At 73.0% G+C, this 18,301-nt stretch carries 10 protein-coding genes; 5 read left to right on the forward strand and 5 right to left on the reverse strand.

The window, feature by feature from the left end; translation table 11 throughout:
- Positions 1 to 354: 354 nt before the first annotated feature.
- On the reverse strand, positions 355 to 903 hold the full coding sequence (locus ACIBK5_RS41530) for a MarR family winged helix-turn-helix transcriptional regulator (RefSeq protein ID WP_399028345.1): 549 nt from the start codon (positions 901 to 903) through the stop codon (positions 355 to 357).
- A gap of 122 nt (positions 904 to 1,025) precedes the next feature.
- On the opposite strand from ACIBK5_RS41530, the gene ACIBK5_RS41535 reads away from it, so the two are divergent.
- Positions 1,026 to 2,291 (forward strand): MFS transporter, encoded by a 1,266-nt coding sequence (locus ACIBK5_RS41535; RefSeq protein WP_399028503.1) that lies wholly within the window; start codon positions 1,026 to 1,028, stop codon positions 2,289 to 2,291.
- 15 nt (positions 2,292 to 2,306) lie between these two features.
- On the opposite strand, the gene ACIBK5_RS41540 is transcribed toward ACIBK5_RS41535, so the two are convergent.
- A complete protein-coding gene (locus tag ACIBK5_RS41540) occupies positions 2,307 to 3,974 on the reverse strand; it encodes a SpoIIE family protein phosphatase (protein WP_399028347.1) in 1,668 nt (555 codons plus the stop codon).
- Positions 3,975 to 4,147: 173 nt separating this feature from the next.
- Positions 4,148 to 5,527, reverse strand: a complete 1,380-nt coding sequence (locus ACIBK5_RS41545) for an NAD(P)/FAD-dependent oxidoreductase (protein WP_399028349.1) — start codon at positions 5,525 to 5,527, stop codon at positions 4,148 to 4,150.
- A 374-nt stretch (positions 5,528 to 5,901) separates the two neighbouring features.
- Here ACIBK5_RS41545 and ACIBK5_RS41550 point away from each other — a divergent pair, with 374 nt between their 5' ends.
- Both ACIBK5_RS41550 and ACIBK5_RS41555 read left to right on the forward strand, forming a co-directional pair.
- Positions 5,902 to 6,672, forward strand: a complete 771-nt coding sequence (locus ACIBK5_RS41550) for a TetR/AcrR family transcriptional regulator (RefSeq protein WP_399028351.1) — start codon at positions 5,902 to 5,904, stop codon at positions 6,670 to 6,672.
- Between the two features lie 208 nt (positions 6,673 to 6,880).
- Positions 6,881 to 8,929: a sigma-70 family RNA polymerase sigma factor gene (locus ACIBK5_RS41555; protein WP_399028353.1), complete on the forward strand. Its 2,049-nt coding sequence runs from the start codon at positions 6,881 to 6,883 to the stop codon at positions 8,927 to 8,929.
- On the opposite strand, the gene ACIBK5_RS41560 is transcribed toward ACIBK5_RS41555, so the two are convergent.
- Both ACIBK5_RS41560 and ACIBK5_RS41565 read right to left on the reverse strand, forming a co-directional pair.
- Entirely contained in the window at positions 8,926 to 12,207 is a 3,282-nt protein-coding gene (locus ACIBK5_RS41560; protein ID WP_399028356.1) for a BTAD domain-containing putative transcriptional regulator, read from the reverse strand. The two genes, ACIBK5_RS41555 and ACIBK5_RS41560, sit on opposite strands and share 4 nt — an antisense overlap.
- Positions 12,208 to 12,509: 302 nt before the next feature.
- Entirely contained in the window at positions 12,510 to 14,624 is a 2,115-nt protein-coding gene (locus tag ACIBK5_RS41565) for an asparagine synthase-related protein (protein ID WP_399028358.1), read from the reverse strand.
- A gap of 725 nt (positions 14,625 to 15,349) precedes the next feature.
- Between ACIBK5_RS41565 and ACIBK5_RS41570 the strand changes: the two genes are divergently transcribed.
- Together ACIBK5_RS41570 and lhgO are read left to right on the forward strand one after the other, a co-directional pair.
- Positions 15,350 to 16,774 (forward strand): MFS transporter, encoded by a 1,425-nt coding sequence (locus ACIBK5_RS41570; protein ID WP_399028360.1) that lies wholly within the window; start codon positions 15,350 to 15,352, stop codon positions 16,772 to 16,774.
- 140 nt (positions 16,775 to 16,914) lie between these two features.
- On the forward strand, positions 16,915 to 18,120 hold the full coding sequence (gene lhgO, locus ACIBK5_RS41575) for an L-2-hydroxyglutarate oxidase (RefSeq protein ID WP_399028362.1): 1,206 nt from the start codon (positions 16,915 to 16,917) through the stop codon (positions 18,118 to 18,120).
- Positions 18,121 to 18,301: the final 181 nt, after the last annotated feature.

An 18,301-nucleotide genomic window follows, 5' to 3' on the forward strand; every position in this document is an offset into this window, starting at 1 on the left:
TTTCCCTTTCCGGCGGTTCCGACTCTATCAGATCCTTTCGGGCCTGATCCCCAGTCAGTGGGGGTTGTCTTTGCGGCTGTTGGGCCGTTCCGACGTGTCCAACCTTAGCGCGGTCTCTCGCCGTTTCCCAAATCGAGTCGATGTCGAGTCGATCAGGTCGTCGAGTCCCAATTCGAATTGAATTCGGGCACGCCGAAATCAACTCGCTGAGAGCGATCTTGCTAGTGGTTGGGTGCCGCTTGAGCGGCGGATGTGCGTCGCAGAACCGTTACGGCTCCGCGGCAACCCGAAGAACTTTACGGATCGGGCAGGGGGGGTGTCAAGCGGCCCTTGTCAAGATCTTTTGAGGGGACGTCAGTCCAGATCTGAGAGGCGGCCGCCGGCGTCCGGCTGGGCGTCTTCCACCCTGCGCAACAGGCGGGTGAGGACGCCGCCGAGCGCGGTCCGCTCGACGGGGGACAGATCCTGGAGCAGGTCCTCCTCGAAGACCGACGCCAGGCGCATCGCCTCCAGCCACTTCTCACGCCCCTCGGATGTCAGCTCCACGATGACTCGTACGCGGTTGGACTCGTCTCGCTCTCGGGTAACCAGCCCTTCGCCGACCATGCGGTCGATGCGGTGGGTCATCGCGGCCGGGGTGAGGCCGAGGCGCTTGGCGAGGTCGCTGGGGCCCAGACGGTAGGGAGCGCCGGAGAGGACAAGGGCCTTGAGGACCTCCCACTCCGTGTTGCTGATGCCGAGGGTCGAGGTCTGACGGCCGTAGGCGACGTTCATACGGCGGTTCAGGCGGGAGAGGGCCGAGACGATCTGCTCCACCTGGGGGTCGAGGTCCTGGAACTCGCGCTGGTACGCGGCGATCTGCTCTTCGAGGGTCGGCTCGCTGGGGCCGGGGGTGTCGCCCATGGCGGCAGTATGGCACGGCCGTTCTTTGCCTTGAAGTCCTTGGGTATGTACTCTTTAGCTTCGAAGTTTAGTTTCGAAGTCTTCACTCCTAACTTGTGGAAGAGGTGAACGTGACCAGGGCGATGGGCGCAGCGATGCGCCGGATTCACGTGGGTAACGCACTCAGCGCGTTCGGGCTCGGCTTCACGGTCCCGTACCTGTACGTCTATGTGGCGCAGGTAAGGGGACTGGGGGCCATGACGGCGGGTCTCGTGCTCGCCGTCTTCGCTGTGGCCGCGCTGGTCGTGCTGCCGTTCGCCGGGCGGGCCATCGTCCGGCGTGGCCCGCTGCCGGTGCTGCTCGCCGCCCTGATCACCGCCGCCATAGGTGCCTTGAGTCTGGGGGTCGCGAGCAGTGCGGCGGCCGTGCTGGTGTCGGCTGCCCTGCTGGGGGCGGGGCAGGCCGTGATGCAGCCGGCGCTGGCGACGATGATCGTGGACTGCTCGTCGGCGGAGACGCGGTCGCGGGCGTTCGCCATGCAGTTCTTCCTGCAGAATCTCGGGCTCGGTGTCGGCGGGCTCATCGGTGGTCATCTGGTCGACACGACCAGTGCCGCCTCCTTCACCCTCCTCTTCGCGATCGAGGCGGCGATGTTCCTACTGCTGGTCGTGGTGATGGTGACCGTGCGGATGCCGCACGCTCCGCGGATCGAGGGCGCGCCCGTGGCGTCGGGGCGGGGCAGCTGGAAGCAGCTGCTGGGCAATCGGGCCATGGTGCAGCTGTGTGTGCTGGGCTTCGTGTTGTTCTTCGCCTGCTACGGGCAGTTCGAGTCGGGGCTGAGCGCGTACGGGGTCGAGGCCGCCGGGATATCGACGTCGGCGCTGGGGACGGCGCTGGCGGCGAACACCCTGATGATCGTCGTGGCGCAGTTCGCCGTGCTGCGGTTCGTGGAGCGGCGGAGGCGGTCGCGGGTGATCGCGGCCGTAGGGCTGATCTGGGCCGTGGCATGGGCCGTCGCGGGGTACGCGGGGCTCGGGCACGGAAGCCAGGAGATGGCGACGGCCGCGTTCGTCTCGACGTACGCGTTGTTCGGGCTGGGCGAGGCGATGCTGTCGCCGACCGTGGCCCCGCTGGTCGCCGATCTCGCTCCGGAGGGGATGGCCGGGCAGTACAACTCGGCGTTCGCCCTGGTGAAGCAGCTCGCGCTGGCCGTCGGGCCGGCGGTGGGCGGGCCGCTGGGGGCCTCGCTGCACGCGCCGTACATCGTGGCGTTCCTGTTGTTCTCCCTCGGGATCACCGTCCTTGCGGTGCGGTTGGGGCGGCAGCTGACCGAGGCGCAGGATCAGCCGTGGCTCGTGAAGAGCCGGGTCGTGGCGCGGGGTGGTGCGCCCGTTTCCGCTGACGTCTGATCCGGGGCCCGTCGGTTAGGTCGTCCGGGTGCGCGGCAGGGCGAATTCGCACCACACCGCCTTGCCGCCGTCCGGGGTGCGTCTGCAGCCCCAGTTCGACGCGATGGTGGCGACGATGGCGATGCCCCGGCCCGACTCGTCGCCCGGTTCCGCGCGGCGGCGCCTGGGGAGGTGGTCGTCGCCGTCGGTGACCTCGATGATCAGGCGGCGGTCGGTGCGGCGCAGGCGCAGGCGCATCGGCGGGGTGCCGTGCTGGAGGGAGTTGGCGACCAGTTCGCTGGTGGCCAGGACGCCCAGGTCGTGCAGGTCGGCGGGGAAGCGCCAGCTGGTGAGGACGCCGGAGGCGAAGGCACGCGCGCGTGGGGCCGCTTCCACACCGCCGAGGAGTTCCAGGGCGGCGTTGCGGAAGAGCTCGCCCTCCGCGCCTGTGCGGGCGGGGTGCTGGAGGACCAGGACGGCCACGTCGTCGTCGTGGTCGGGTGTCACTCCGGCCGAGCGGACCAGGCGGTCGCAGACGACCTGGGGTGTGCCGGTGGCGCCGGCCAGGGCGCGTTCCAGGGCGGCGATGCCCTCGTCGAGGTCGGCGTCCCGGCGCTCCACCAGGCCGTCCGTGTAGAGGACGGCCGTGGAGCCGGGGCTGAGGGGGATCGAGCCGGAGGAGTGCATCCAGCCGCCGGTGCCGAGCGGGGGGCCGGTGGGTTCCTCGGCGCGCAGGACCGTGCCGTTCTCGTCGCGGACCAGGATGGGGAGGTGGCCGGCCGAGGCGTAGACCAGCTTGCCCTCGTTCGGGTCGTGGACCGCGTACGCGCAGGTGGCGATCTGGTTGGCGTCGATCTCGGCTGCCAGGCCGTCGAGGAGTTGCAGGACCTCGTGCGGGGGCAGGTCGAGGCGGGCGTAGGCGCGGACCGCCGTGCGGAGCTGGCCCATCACCGCCGCCGCCCGGACGCCGCGGCCCATGACGTCGCCGATGACGAGGGCCGTGCGGCCGCCGCCGAGGGTGATCACGTCGTACCAGTCGCCGCCGACCGCGGCCTCCGTGCCGCCGGGGTGGTAGGTGGCGGCGACGCGCAGGTCGTCCGGTTCTTCGAGTTCCTGGGGGAGCAGGGATCTCTGCAGGGTCACCGCTGTTTCGCGCTGGCGGCGTTCGCTGGCGCGCAGGCGTTCGGCGGCTTCGGCGTGGTCGGTGACGTCGGTGGCGAAGACCAGGACACCGCGGCCCTCGCTGCCGCCCTCTCCGTCGCCCTGGGCGACCGGGGTGCAGGTGAAGGTGTAGGAGCGGCCGTCGGGGGCCTTGCGGGACTTCACCGTGCGGGGCTTGCCGCTGCGCTGGACCTGGTCAAGGAGGGGGAACAGGCCGAGGGCGTCCAGCTCCGGGAGGACCTCGCGGGCGCGTTCGCCCAGGGGGCGTACGCCGAAGGCGGTCGTGTAGGCGTCGTTGACGTAGGCGATGCGGTGGTCGGGGCCGTGGACGAGGGCGACGAGGGAGGGGACGCGGTCGAGGACCTCGCGCACCCGCAGCTCGTCGACGGCGGGTACGGACGGTGTCTCGTCGGTCAGCTGTTCGGCGCGGGCGGCGGGTACGGAGCCGTCCCCCCGCCGGTCCGGGGAGGCCGTCTGCTCGGTCCGCGCTGCGGCGCGGCGCTGCGTTCCGGGGAGCCGGGCGCTCCAGCGCGTGAAGTTCACGAATCCTTGCCTCGTGTAGTCGTCGGCGGCCGGCACCGGAACCGGCCGGGGCCCCGGGGGCCCGCACCGGGGCGAGCGGTGGCACGCCCGCGGTGGTGGACCAGTCTGGCAGTGCGTGGACCGGACCGGCATCCGTCAGACGCCGGGCCGGCCGGTGGAGTTCCTGGGTCCGGTCAGGACGACCCCTTCGGGTTGTGCGGGGGGTCTTGAGAAGGCTTTCCACCGGCCGCGAGTTCGAACTCCGCCCGGGGGTGTTCGAGTGAACCCAGCGAGACGATCTCCCGTTTGAACAGTCCGGCCAGGGACCATTCGGCGAGCACGCGCGCCTTGCGGTTGAAGGTGGGCACGCGGCTGAGGTGGTAGGCGCGGTGCATGAACCAGGCGGGGTAGCCCTTGAGCTTGCGTCCGTAGACGTGGGCGACGCCCTTGTGCAGGCCCAGGGAGGCGACCGAGCCGACGTACTTGTGGGTGTAGGTGGTGAGGGGTTCGCCGCGCAGGGCGTGCACGATGTTGTCGCCGAGGACCCGGGCCTGGCGGACGGCGTGCTGGGCGTTCGGGGCGCACTCGCCGCCCGGTTTTTCCGCGGTGACGTCGGGGACGGCCGCGGCGTCTCCCGCGGCCCACGCGTGCGTGGTGCCCTCGATCGTCAGTTCCGGGGTGCACTTGAGCCGGCCGCGGCCGTTGCGGGGCAGGTCGGTGGCGGCGAGGACGGGGTGGGGTTTCACACCGGCGGTCCAGACGACCGTGCGGGTGGGGAAGCGGGCGCCGTCGCTGAGGGCCGCCACCCGGTCCGCGCAGGAGTCCAGACGGGTCCGCAGGCGTACGTCGATGTTGCGGCGGCGCAGTTCGGTGACGGTGTAGCGGCCCATCTCCTCGCCGACCTCGGGCAGGATGCGGTCCGAGGCCTCGACGAGGATCCACTTCATGTCCTCGGGCCGGATGTTGTGGTAGTAGCGCGCGGCGTAGCGGGCCATGTCCTCCAGTTCGCCGAGTGCCTCCACACCGGCGAAGCCGCCGCCGACGAAGACGAAGGTGAGGGCCGCGTCGCGGATCGCGGGGTCGCGGGTGGAGGAGGCGATGTCCATCTGCTCGATGACGTGGTTGCGCAGGCCGATGGCCTCCTCGACGGTCTTGAAGCCGATGCCGTGGTCGGCGAGGCCGGGGACCGGCAGGGTGCGCGAGACGGAGCCGGGGGCGAGGACGAGCTGGTCGTAGGTCAGCCGTTCTCCGCCCGTGCCCTCCTCAGGGGTGGCGAGGGTGCTGATGGTGGCGGTGCGTTTCGCGTGGTCGACGGCGGTCGCCTCGCCGATGACGACGTGGCACCGGTCGAGGACGCGGCGCAGCGGTACGACGACGTGACGGGGGGAGATGGCGCCGGCGGCGGCCTCGGGGAGGAAGGGCTGGTACGTCATGTACGGGTCGGGTGTGACGACCGTGATCTCCACCTCGCCCCGGTCCAGTTCCCGTTTCAGTCTGCGCTGCAGGCGCAGGGCCGTGTACATCCCGACGTAGCCACCACCGACAACGAGAATGCGCGCACGTTCCTTCACCATCCCATGACGCACCCGTCGCTTGCGTTTGTCCACAGCCTCGACCAATTGTGTGACCGGAGCGGAAGAGCGCGCGGAGTTGGCCGGATTATCGAGCTGTTATAGAAACGCGCAGGTCAGGTGGGGTGGCGTGGGGGGCGCGCAGGGGCACATTCAGGACGTATACGGCCCGTACTCCGATCGGTGGGCGCTCCGTGCGGAACCTGCCCCTTCTGAATTGACTCCCTCTCAACTATGTTCGTGTGTCGACGGGGTGTAGGGGGATGCGCTCACCGGGTCCGCGACGGGCGGGCCCGCGGACCCGGGCCTGTTCCCCCGTCCCGGCATCGAATGGCGGGGAGTCTCCGGGGGGAGACGTCATTACCGGGGGAATGCGTATGCATGTTCAGGATTCTCATTGGTCGTCCGCGTCCGCTCTTACGGCGGGTGGCGCGACGTTGAGCGCGGCGGTGGGCGGCGGACGCGGGGACGGCCCGCGCACGACACCGCTGCGCGTGGACGCACAGCGCAATCTGGAGCACGTGCTGCGTGCGGCGCGTGAGGTCTTCGGCGAGCTGGGGTACGGCGCGCCGATGGAGGACGTGGCGCGGCGCGCGCGGGTCGGTGTGGGCACGGTGTACCGGCGGTTCCCGAGCAAGGACGTCCTGGTGCGGCGGATAGCCGAGGAGGAGACCTCCCGGCTGACCGACCAGGCACGTGCGGCGCTCGGGCAGGAGGAGGAGCCGTGGTCGGCTCTGTCGCGCTTCCTGCGTACGTCGGTGGCCTCCGGCGCCGGGCGGCTGCTGCCGCCGCAGGTGCTGCGGGTCTCGGTCGAGGAGGACCGTGCCGGTCAGGCGCGGGTGCCGCAGCAGCGGACGCAGCCGGGTACGACGGAGCTGCGGCTGGTTCCGGAGGAGCCGGTGGCGGTGGCCGCGGTACCGGTGGTCGCCGCGGAGGACGACGCCGGGGCGGCGGCGCTGCTCGAGGTCGTGGGTCAGCTCGTGGAGCGGGCGCGTGCGGCCGGTGAGCTGCGGCCGGACGTGTCGGTGTCGGACGTACTGCTGGTGATCGCGACGGCCGCGCCCTCGCTGCCGGACGCGGCTCAGCAGGCGGCCGCCTCGGCCCGGCTGCTGGACATCCTGCTGGAGGGGCTGCGCTCGCGGCCGTGAGCGGGGCCCCGGAGCAACACGGGCCCGGAGCAACAGGGGCCCGGAGCAAGAGGGGAGCCTTCCCCGAAAGGGTGATGGCTAGTACTGGCGTGCGGTAAATCCCCTCGGATGAGTGATCGTCCGAACTCCGGGGTCCTGATCAAGAGCCCCTGTGGCACTCTGACCCGGTGGTCTGGACGGGTTGGGCGGCTGGCGGGGGCTTTCCGCGATGAGCGTTGACGGGCGGGACGAGTCGAGCGGTAACGGTGACGCCACGGCCGGCGGCCCGTTCCCGCCGCAGGTGCCGAACCAGGGCGGGCGCGCGAGCGTCCCGCCGGGCGGGCAGCCGGCTGACGGCTCGGTCCCGGCCCAGCGCGACCGGCACGAGGACAGCGTCCTGCCGCCACCCCGTGAGCTCCCGCCGGCCGACGCCGAGCTCATCGAGTGGATGCGGTCGGGCGACGACACGGCGTACGAGGAGCTGTACCGGCGCCATGCGCAGGCCGTGCGCCGGTACGCCCGGACCTGCTGCAGTGACGCGTACACCGCGGACGACCTGACCGCCGAGGTCTTCGCCCGCATGCTCCAGGCGGTGCGCGGCGGCTCCGGTCCTCAGCACGCCGTCCGGGCGTATCTGCTCACCTCCGTGCGGCGCGTCGCCGCCTCCTGGACGAGGTCGGCGCGGCGGGAGCAGCTCGTCGACGACTTCGCGGTCTTCGCCGCCCAGTCCGCGCACGGGCCCGACGTGTCCGACGGCGACACGCTCGAACTGGGCGCGGACGTACGGGCCATGCACCACGCCGAGCGGTCCATGGCCATGCAGGCCTTCCGGTCGCTGCCCGAGCGGTGGCAGGCCGTGCTCTGGCACACCGAGGTCGAGGACGAGTCGCCCAGCGAGGTCGCCACGCTCTTCGGCCTGGACGCCAACGGCACCCGGGTGCTCGCCAGCCGGGCCCGTGAGGGCCTCAAGCAGGCCTACCTCCAGGCCCACGTCAGCGCCACGCTCACCGGCGACGAGGAGTGCGCGCGCTACGCCGACCAGCTCGGCACCTACGCCCGCGGCCGGCTGCGCACCCGTGCCGAGCGCGGGCTGCGCAAGCACCTGGACGAGTGCGCGAAGTGCCGGCTGGCCGCGAGCCAGATCGCGGAAGTGGCCGGTGGCATCCCCGCCGTCGTACCGGTCGCCGTCATCGGCTGGTTCGGCGCCGCCGGGTACGCCAAGGTGACCGGGCTCATCGCCGGAGGAGCGGGAGCGGCCGGTGCCGCGGGTGCGGCAGCGACGGCGGGCGGAGGCTCGTCCGGCGCGGCAGCGGGCGCGGGCGCCGGTTCGTCCAGCACGGCAGCGGGCGCCGGTTCGTCCAGCGCGGCAGCGGGCGCGGGCGGAGGCTCGTCCGGTGGGGCGGGAAGCGGCGGCGGTGCGGCGGCGTCCGAGGGGATCGGCGCGCCCCTGAAGGCCGGTATCGCGGCCGGTGTGGTCGCCGTGGGCGTCGTGGCCGCGGTGGTGATGGCCCTGGCCGGCAACGAGAAGCCGAAGGACGAAGCGCGGACCTCTCCTCCTCCCCCGACTTCCCCGACGTCGCCGGTGGTGCGGCCCGGCGAGCCCACGCCCTCGTCCTCCCCCTCGGAGGGGGAGCCCGGGCCGCGGCCACCGGGGATCGTGCCCGCGCGCGCCGAGACGCCCGCGCCGACGCCGGCCACGCCGGGGACGGGCCCGCGTCCCACCCGGTCCTCGGCCGGGACACCGGCACCCGCACCGGAGCCCACCCCGACGCCCGCGTCCCCGAGGCCGACACCGCCCCCGGCACCCACGCCCACACCGCCCCCGACCGAGGCGCCGCCCGCCCCGGCCGTCTACCAGTGGAGCGAACTGTCGTACGACATCAGCGGTGACGGCACCGAGCCCGAGATGCGGATCGGGTCGAGCAGCTGGGTCTGGAAGCGGTACGGCATGTCGGTCGGCGACCAGCGGTACGCGCACGGCGTCACCGTGCACGGCCGCTCCTCCGTCACCATCGACCTCAACCGGTCCTGCTCCTCGTACGACGCGCTCGTCGGTGTGGACGACATGACGCTGAGGCTCGGCAAGGTGTACTTCTCCGTCTACGCCGACGGGGTACGGCTGTGGCGGTCCGGGCTGGTCGAGGGCGGGGACCCGGCCGTGCCCGTCCATGTGAACCTCGCCGGCCGCAGCACCGTACGGCTGGTCGTGGAACCGCGGGGCGCCCTCGACAGCGTGGCCCTGGCGGACTGGGCGGAGTCGAAGTTCACCTGCGCCTAGCCCGGCTCGGCGGCGTACGAACTCCGTGCCTCGTCCAGCTCGCGCAGGACGTCGTCAGCGGTGAGGGCCGTGCCCCGGGCGCGCTCCGACTCGCAGCGGCCGCTGCCCAGGGCGGCGCGAGCGGTGGCCGCGGCCCGTTCCGCCTGGGTGTGTTCCGGCATGGGGCGGGGGCGGCCGGCCCGCCAGTGGTCGCCGGCGCCGAGCAGTCGCGCCGCGCGCGGGAAGTCGCCGAGGTCGGCCAGCAGTCCCGCAGCGGCGTCCACGACCGTCGCCCGGATCATGTCGGAGCACCGCCGTTCCACGGCATCGCGCAGGGCTCCGGCCAGTTTGGCCAGGGCGGGCCCCGGGGCGGTCTCGCTCGCCGTGATCACGGCGTCGATCAGATCCAGCATCACCATGAACTGGGGCGGCGGAGTGCCCCGCTGGGCCTCCCCGCGCGCTGCCTCGCACAGCTCGCGCGCCCGAGCGATGTGTCCCTCCTCGAACGCCATCTGGGCCCGCAGCAGCAGGACGAACACCTTGGAGTCCGCCACGACGTACCGGTCGGCGGCCGCGCTCGCCTCGTCCAGCGCCGCCAGCGCGGCCGGGCGGTCTCCCGCGCGGTAGGCGATCTCGGCGAGCCGGGCGATGAGGAACGGTGACTCGGCGTACGCGCCCACCTCGTAGGCGAGCCGCAGAGCTTCCTCGTACTCCCCCTTGGCCTCCTCGAAGCGGCCGCGCGCCATGGCGGCCTCGCCGGCCGCGCTGCACACCTGGGCCCGCAGCCAGCGGTCTCCGGCGCGGCGGCTGAGGGTGCGCAGTTCCGCGAGGTCGTCGTCGACGCCGTCCAGGTCGCCGGGGGCGTCGACCACCATGTGCGTGCGGAACATCAGGGCGACGGCGGTCTCCCAGTCGCCGCCGTGGGCACGGCAGTTGGCGACGGCGGAGTCCATGGCGGCGCGGACGTCCTCCAACTCCCCCACGAAGGAGGCGATCATCGGCCAGACGAGCCCCGGGATCCGGGCCGCCTGTGGTCCGCCGGCCTCGAAGTAGGCCCACACCCGCGTCACATACTGGCGCCGCTCACCCACGAACGCGTTCATGGGCGTGTCCTCGGCCATGAAGAACAGATGCAGCATGCGCAGTTGCATCCGCAGGGCGTGCAGCGGATGCTCCGCTTCCCCTTGGGGAGCGGTGAGGAATTGGTCGACGGGGTCGGGCACATCCGGCGCGCCGCCGGACGGCACACGCCCCGCGGCATCCCTCGCCGCTCCCAGGCGCAGGGTGCGGTCGAGCCACTCCATGCCCTCGTGCCGGTAGGTGCGCAGCCACCAGAACCAGCCCATGGCCAGGGCGAGGGCACCGGCCTCCGCCTCGTCCCCGGCGGTGAGGGTCCGCTCGAGGGCCGCGCGGATGTTGTCCAGCTCGGTCTCCAGGCGGGAGATCCAGGGCAGTTGCCCGGTGGAGCGCAGCAGGGGGTCGGCCCGCTCGACGAGCGCGCGCACCCACGCGTGGTGCCTGCGCTCGGCCGCTGTCCGCAGCCGCGGCACCTCGGCGGCTCGCTCGACCGCGTACTCGTGGATGGTCTCCAGCATGCGGTACCGCATGCCGGTGGAGTCCTCGCCCTCGCCGGGGGCGGCCACGACGAGGGACTTGTCGACGAGCGCCCCGGTCAGTTCGGCGGCCGGACCGGTGCACACCGCCTCGGCCGCCGCGAGGTCCCAGCCGCCCGCGAACACGGACACCTCGCACAGCATCGTCCGCTCGGCCTCGTCGAGCAGGTCCCACGACCAGTCGACGACGGCACGCAGGGTCTGCTGGCGGGGCAGGACCGTACGGCTCCCGGAGGTGAGGAGGCGGAAGCGGTCGTCGAGCCGGTCGGCGATCTGCCGGGGTGTGAGCAGCCGGAGCCGGGCCGCCGCCAGCTCGATGGCGAGCGGCAGACCGTCCAGCCGCCGGCAGATCTCCGCCACCGCCCGCTCGTCACGCAGCGCGGCGTCCGTGTCGGGACGGACCGCGGCGGCACGCTCCGCGAACAGCCGACGGGCCTGGTCCGGGCGCAGGGGCTCGACCGGACGCACCAACTCGCCCGGCACGCCCAGGGGTTCACGGCTGGTGACGAGGATCGTGAGTCCGGGGCAGCGGGTCAGCAGGGTTTCGGCGAGGTGGGCGGCGGCGCCGATGACATGCTCGCAGTTGTCAAGGATCAGTACGTGGCTGCGCGGGGCGCAGTACTCCACGAGCAGGGCGACCGGGTCGTCCGGCACGGCCGTCAGCTCGCTGGTCATCAGCACGGTCTCGCGCAGACCGAGCGCGCTGACCACCGCTCCGGGCACCGCCTCCGGCCGGTCGAGCGGGGCGAGCTCGGCCAGCCAGGCCTGCGGAAGCCCGGCGGCGGCCTCCTCGGCGAGACGGGTCTTGCCGGAGCCGCCCGGTCCGGTGAGGGTGACGAGCCGGGCCCTGTGCACATCGGAACGGATGGCGCTGATCTCGGGTTCCCGGCCGACGAAAGAGGTCAGACGGGGGCGGATGTTGCCGGTGCGCTCGGCCCGTGCGGTCGGGGGTTTCCGGTTCTGGGCTGCCGCGCCGAGCAGTTCGGCGTGCAGGGCGCGCAACCGCGGGCCCGGGTCGGTTCCTAGGCCCTCGGCGAGGGCTCGGCGGGCGGTCTCGTACGCGGCGAGGGCGTCGGCTTGCCGGCCGGAGTCGCGCAGGGCGCGGATGAGAAGCGCGTGCAGGGGCTCGTCGTACGGGTGTACGGCGGTCAGTTCCCGAAGTTCCGGTACGACGTCCGGCGCGCGGCCGAGCCGTAGGCGGGCCTCGGCACGGGCCCGGGCCGCCTCCAGGCGTGTGGCCTCCGGGCGAGTGGCCGCGGAGCGGTCGGGAAGGTCGGCGAGGGCGGGGCCGCGCCAGAGGGCGAGGGCGTCGTCGAGATGCCGTTCCGCGAGGGCGGGGGTGTCGGCGGCGAGGGCGTCGGTGCCGTGCTGCACGAGCCGTTCGAAGACGAAGAGGTCGATGTCGTCCTGTGTGGCGGTGAGGCGGTAGCCGCCGGATTCCGAGGTCGTCACGGCGTTCTTGCCGAGTGCGCGGCGGAGGCGGCCGATGAGGGCCTGGAGGGCGGCGGGGGCGTCCTGGGGTGGGTCGTCCGGCCATACCTCGTCGATGAGGGTCTGGGGTGTGGTGGTGTGGGAGGGGCGTAGAGCGAGGGCGGTGAGGAGGGCGCGGAGGCGGGGGCCGCGGAGGGGTATGGCTGTGCCGTGGTCGTCCTCTGCCGTGGTGGTGCCCAGGATTCTGTACCGCACGGGGTCATTGTCGCCGGGGTGGCGGTTTGGGGCCGCGGGGTTTCGGGGGGTGGGGTGTTGCTGCCGTGCGTTTTCAGGTGCCGGGCTGCTGAGGGGGAGTTTCGCAGCCCGGCGCGAGTAGGTGCGCGGTGTTGGTGCTGGGGGCGGGGGGGTTTCGCAACCCGGCGCGCGTAGGTGCGCGGCGTCGGTGCTGAGGGCGGCGGGGGGGGCGCAGCCCGGCGGAGCGGGGTGCCGCTGCGCCCACCCGTGCCGCCCCTGGCGGCACGCATGCCCGCAGCTAGGTGTGTGTGGTCGTGGGTCGGCTACGGGCGTCGGCCGCCGGCTCCTGCGCCCAGGGCTCCCCGTTGTGGGGCGATTCCTGCTGGTACCGCTCGTTGGCGGGCCGGGGTGCCTGTCCAGCAGGTGCCGCGGCGGGCCAGGAGGCGGCGGAGCCAGAGTTCCAGGGAGACCAGGTCGGCGAGGCCGTCCAGGGGAAGGGGTTCGCCGGCCGCCGCGGAGCGCAGGGCCTTGCGGACCACGCGGGCCTCGACCAGGCCCGCTTCCGCGAGGAGGGGCGTGTCGAAGAGTGTCACCAGGGTGTCGGCCGCCACCCTGAGGCCCGTTCGGGCGGCGGCCGCCTCGGTCGCCTGGGTGGGGACGCCCCAGCCGGGCGGCAACTCCCGTACCCCGGCGCCCTCCAGCACCGTACGCAGGATCGCCGCACGTGCCCCGGGGCGTACGCGCAATGCCTCGGGCAGCGCGCGGGCCGCGCGCACGACCTGGTTGTCGAGGAAGGGCGCGTGCAGCCGCTGGAAGCGGATCTCCGCGGCCTGCTCCAGCACCCGCAGGTCCGCCGCGTGCCGCGCCAGCGCCGCACGCGCGCGGAAGTCGCCCGGCCGCTGCCCCGGCCCCACCAGCTCCGACCGGTGCGTGGACGCCTGAAGGCGAACCGATACTTCAGCGAGTGCCTCACCGGTCAGCCAGCGCGCGGCCGGCCCGGGTCTGCCCCAGGTCAGCGCGGCGAGCGAGGCCTCCACGGCGCCACCGGGCGCGTCGAAGCCGTCCTCCGGCCGGTGGTCGAGCAGCCGCTCGGCCAGGGACTCGACACCCGACCGGTACGGCGTACGGGACAGCCGTCGCGCCGCCGCGTACACGCGCGCGGGGACCAGCACCGACCCGTCCGCCTTGGCCAGCGCGGCGACCGGCCGCACGAGATGACGCCGCCGGCGGTCCATCAGCAGGTCGGCCAGCCGGGCCGGATGGGCGTCCAGGACCTGACGGGCCCCGTAGCCCGTGAAGTGGTCCGCGCTGCCGGCCGCCAGCCGTGCCCGGTGCCTGGCCGCCGACACCAGGCACGGCCCGGGTTCGTCGGTCAGCGGGCCGTCCAGGTCGGCGTACGGAAGGGTCTCCTCGCCGCCCGCCACGACCACGTGGTGCAGCCGCGGGTTCGCCGCCAGCGCGCCCGCCCGCTCCAGCTCGGCCTCCTGCCCCGCCACGGCGAGGTCGTTGAACGTGACCGCCAGCAGCCGCTCGCCCGCGCCCGTGCCGTGTCCCAGCACCGTGCCCGGCATCCCGGGCAGCCCCGAGGCCAGCAGCGCCAGCGTCCCCGAGGCCGGCCCGCCGGACAGGTCCGCCCCGATGCCCGGGACGGGCATCCCGCGCGCGGCCCGCCGCTCGGCGGGTCCCATGCCGGGCACGGGGCCTGGGTCTATGTCCGCCCCGGGGACGTGGCGCGGCGCGGACAGCCGGGTCCGTACGGCCTCCACGAGCGCGTCGCGCACGGCGTCGACCGCGCTGTCGGGGTCGGCCGGAGGCGCCGCGACCGCCAGCGAGGCGACGGGCTCATACCCGGCGATCTCCCGCGCACCGGCGCGCAGGATCAGCGCATGCCCCGGCGGAATGCGCTTCACGCCGTCGTACGGCGTGGAGTCGTGCAGCGCGGCGGGCACGTCAGGGGCGGCCAGCAGCGCGGCGAGGTGCCCGAAGTCGAGGTTGGCCTCGATGAGGTCGGCCAGCGGCAGCGCGGCCGTCGCGTACGCCGTACCGCCGGCCCAGGGCGTGTGGAACACCGGCCGCGCGCCCGCGAGATCGCCGCAGACGGTGAGCCTCCTGCCGACCTGCACGATCGCGGTGTAGCTGCCCGGCCAGGCGGTCAGATGCCGAAGTGCCCCGCCGCGCGCGGCGAACAGCGCGACGCGCAGCTGCTCGTCGGTGGCACCGCAGATGCCGAGGACGGCGATCCGGGTCCGGTCGTCGGCCTTCACGACCCGCACCTCGTCGGGGCGCCAGTCGCCGACCGCCCACAGCGGATCGGGGTCGCCCCACAGGAGTTGGGAACCCACCGGGTGCACGGTCTCGCCGTCCTGCCCCGTCGCCCCCGCCGAACCGGCAGCGAGTGCTCCCGCGGCGGTGCTGCTCCATCCCACCAACCACCGCATCGCCGCCTCCACAGGCTGTGGACAACCAGTGCACCGTACGAACCGGTTCACCATGCTGCCATGAAGGAAGCACTCCAGAGGGTCCTGACGCCGCTTGCGCTCCGTTGAATGCGCCCCGGCGGCGACACCCGCACCGCCCCGGACGCCCCCAACGCAGAAAAGGCGGCCACGACGCAAGGCACGTCAGCGACACGTCTCCGACACGACTGCGGCGCGAATGCGCCCCCGATACGCGCCCTGACTACGCCTTATGCGCCCTCAAGTACCGTGGTCGGAGCCCTGATACCCCATGACCGACGGGATCGATTTTCGGCCAAATCGCCGATACGCGGACAGCGTCGAACACGCTCCGTACAGGCTTGGCACAGCACCGCCCGATCGCGCAGTCCGGGAGACGGAGCACGCCTCCCGGACCGTTCCGCCGCCCGCGGGGATGTAGGCGGCGGTGTCCCCCAGCCCACTGGATCCAGTACAGCGGGCCGACCCACGCAATGACCATGGAACCGCTCCCGCGATGGCTGGAGAAGAGCGCACGGGCAGGCGCACGGCCACACAGTGGGAGCACGTCGCAACAGCCCGTATCTGAACCGCACTTCAGTACGGACCACAATCCCGCCAACCGGAACAATGCCCCTTAACGCTTGGGATGCGGCGAACTACGCTGGGTTTACGAATGCCGCGTGGTTATGCCAGTGCCGGCAGCCGTCTGTGTCGAGGGGTGGCTCATGTCCAGGGAGCAACGCGGGCCGAACGAGAAACTCGGCGCCGTTCTCGCCCTCGCGGGAATCAGCAACGCGGGCCTCGCGCGGCGGGTCAACGACCTCGGCGCCCAGCGCGGTCTGACGCTTCGCTACGACAAGACGTCGGTGGCGCGCTGGGTGTCGAAGGGCATGGTGCCGCAGGGTGCGGCGCCGCACCTCATCGCCGCCGCCATCGGCCAGAAGCTCGGCCGCCCGGTGCCGCTCCACGAGATCGGCCTGGCGGACGCGGACCCCGCGCCCGAAGTCGGCCTCGCCTTCCCGAGGGACGTCGGCCAGGCGGTGACGTCCGCGACGGAGCTGTACCGCCTCGACCTCGCCGGCCGCCGGGCCGGGACCGGCGGCATCTGGCAGTCCCTGGCCGGATCGTTCGCGGTGAGCGCGTACGCGACTCCCGCCTCACGATGGCTGATAACCCCGGCCGACAGTTCGGTCGCGCGTGACGTGGGCCCCGGCGAGGGCTCCGGCGCACCGCTCAAAGTCGGCCACAGCGATGTGCAGAAGCTGCGGGAGGCCGCCGAGGACGCGCGGCGCTGGGACTCCAAGTACGGCGGCGGCGACTGGCGTTCGTCGATGGTCCCCGAGTGCTTAAGGGTGGAGGCCGCTCCGCTGCTGCTCGGCTCCTACTCCGACGAGGTCGGCCGGGCCCTCTTCGGCGCCTCCGCCGAACTCACCCGGCTCGCGGGCTGGATGGCCTTCGACACGGGCCAGCAGGAAGCGGCCCAGCGCTACTACATCCAGGCGCTGCGCCTGGCCCGGGCGGCGGCGGACGTCCCCCTCGGGGGCTACGTCCTGGCCTCGATGTCCCTCCAGGCCACCTACCGCGGCTTCGGTGACGAGGGCGTGGACCTCGCCCAGGCCGCCCTGGAACGCAACCGCGGACTGGCGACGGCCCGCACCATGAGCTTCTTCCGTCTCGTCGAGGCACGCGCGCACGCCCGCGCGAGTGACGCCCCGGCGGCCGGCGGCGCCCTGAAGGCGGCCGAGAGCTGGCTGGAGCGCGCGCGTCCCGGCGACAACGACCCGAGCTGGCTCGGCTTCTACTCCTACGACCGTTTCGCCGCCGACGCGGCCGAGTGCTACCGCGATCTCAAGGCGCCCCGCCAGGTCCGCCGCTTCACCGAGCAGGCGCTCTCGAAACCGACGGAGGAGTTCGTCCGCTCGCACGGTCTGCGCCTCGTCGTCTCGGCGGTGGCCGAACTGGAGTCGGGAAACCTGGACGCGGCGTGCGAGCAGGGGGTGCGGGCGGTGGAGGTCGCCGGGCGTATCTCGTCCGCCCGGACCACGGAGTACGTGAAGGATCTTCTGCACCGGCTGGAGCCGTACGGGGACGAGCCGCGGGTGGTGGAGCTCCGTGAGCGTGCCCGGCCGCTGCTGGTGGCTCCCGCGTGAGCGTCCGCCGGGTTTCTGTGATCTTGGAGCTGCGGATCTCGTCGTGGCCGTTCGCGCAGTTCCCCGCGCCCCTGGAGGCGTGCTGCCATCGCCACGTTTGAAGGCGATGTCAGTGGCGCAGTGCACTATCGAGGTGGGAGGTGGTGCTCGTGCGGTTCGCCTACGACTGTGACGTGCTGGTGATCGGCGGCGGGATCGTCGGTCTGTCGACGGCGTACGCGATCACACGCGCCGCACCGGGCACACGTGTCACGGTGCTGGAGAAGGAACCGGGCCCTGCCCGGCATCAGACCGGCCGCAACAGCGGAGTCATCCACAGCGGCGTCTACTACCGCCCCGGCTCCCTCAAGGCGCGCTACGCGGTGCGGGGCGCCGCCGAGATGGTCAAGTTCTGCGCCGAGTACGGCATCCCGCACTCCGTCACCGGCAAGCTGATCGTCGCGACCGACCGCTCCGAGCTGCCCCGTCTGCACGCTCTCGTGCAGCGCGGCCGGGAGAACGGGATCCCGGTGCGGGAGCTGTGCGCGTCCCAGATCATGGAGTACGAGCCGGAGGTGCGGGGCCTCGCCGCCATACACGTCGGTACGACCGGCATCTGCGACTTCGTCGCGGTCGCCCGCCAGCTGGCCCACGGCTCGGGCGCGGAGATCCGCTACGGCACGCGGGTTGTCCGTATCGACCGCCGCCCCGAGCTGGGCGTCGCCGCGCTCACGTCGGCCGGGGACGTGGTGCGCGGCCGGGTCCTGGTGAACTGCGCGGGCCTGTACAGCGACGAGATCGCCCGGCTGACCGGGGACGACCCGGACGTCCAGATCGTGCCGTTCCGTGGCGAGTACTACGAACTCGCCCGGCCGGAGCTCGTACGGGGCCTGGTCTACCCCGTCCCCGACCCGGCGTTCCCGTTCCTCGGGGTGCATCTCACCCGCGGCATCGACGGCGGTGTCCATGTCGGGCCCAACGCGGTGCCGGCGCTGGCCCGCGAAGGGTACGGATGGGGCACGGTCCGCTGGGGCGAGCTGGGGTCGACCCTGGCCTGGCCGGGATCCTGGCGCATCGCGCGCCGGCACTGGCGGTACGGGGCGGGTGAGCTGCGGCGGTCGCTGTCCAAGGCGGCGTTCACGGACGCGGTGGGCAGACTGCTGCCGGGGGTGACCGAGGGCGACCTGGTGCCGACGGCGGCGGGGGTGCGGGCCCAGGCCGTCCTGCGGGACGGCACGCTGGTGGACGACTTCCTGATCCGTGAGGGCGCTCGTACGGTGCATGTGCTGAATGCACCCTCACCTGCGGCTACGGCGTCGCTGCCGATCGGTCGGGAGGTGGCGCGGAGGGCGTTGAGCGGGCTGTGACGGCGGGCTGTGACGGCGGGCTGTGACGCGGGGCACGGATGGTTGTCGGGTGCCCGGCGTTGGTGCTGGGGGCGGGGGGTTTCGCAGCCCGGCGTGGCGGGGTGCCGCTGCGCCCACCCGTGCCGCCCCTAGCGGCACGCATGCCCGCAGCGGGGGGGGGTGCGCGTGCCCGCGGCTAGGT

Origin of the sequence: Streptomyces sp. NPDC050546 (assembly GCF_044457425.1) — a bacterium.
GTDB lineage: Bacteria > Actinomycetota > Actinomycetes > Streptomycetales > Streptomycetaceae > Streptomyces.

Bases quoted from the DNA above. Each gene is read 5' to 3' on its own strand.
- ACIBK5_RS41555 (WP_399028353.1), top strand. From the start codon at position 6,881: ATGAGCGTTGACGGGCGGGACGAGTCGAGCGGTAACGGTGACGCCACG.
- ACIBK5_RS41545 (WP_399028349.1), bottom strand. From the start codon at position 5,527: ATGGTGAAGGAACGTGCGCGCATTCTCGTTGTCGGTGGTGGCTACGTC.
- ACIBK5_RS41535 (WP_399028503.1), top strand. From the start codon at position 1,026: ATGGGCGCAGCGATGCGCCGGATTCACGTGGGTAACGCACTCAGCGCG.
- ACIBK5_RS41530 (WP_399028345.1), bottom strand. From the start codon at position 903: ATGGGCGACACCCCCGGCCCCAGCGAGCCGACCCTCGAAGAGCAGATC.
- ACIBK5_RS41565 (WP_399028358.1), bottom strand. From the start codon at position 14,624: ATGCGGTGGTTGGTGGGATGGAGCAGCACCGCCGCGGGAGCACTCGCT.
- ACIBK5_RS41550 (WP_399028351.1), top strand. From the start codon at position 5,902: ATGCATGTTCAGGATTCTCATTGGTCGTCCGCGTCCGCTCTTACGGCG.
- ACIBK5_RS41570 (WP_399028360.1), top strand. From the start codon at position 15,350: ATGTCCAGGGAGCAACGCGGGCCGAACGAGAAACTCGGCGCCGTTCTC.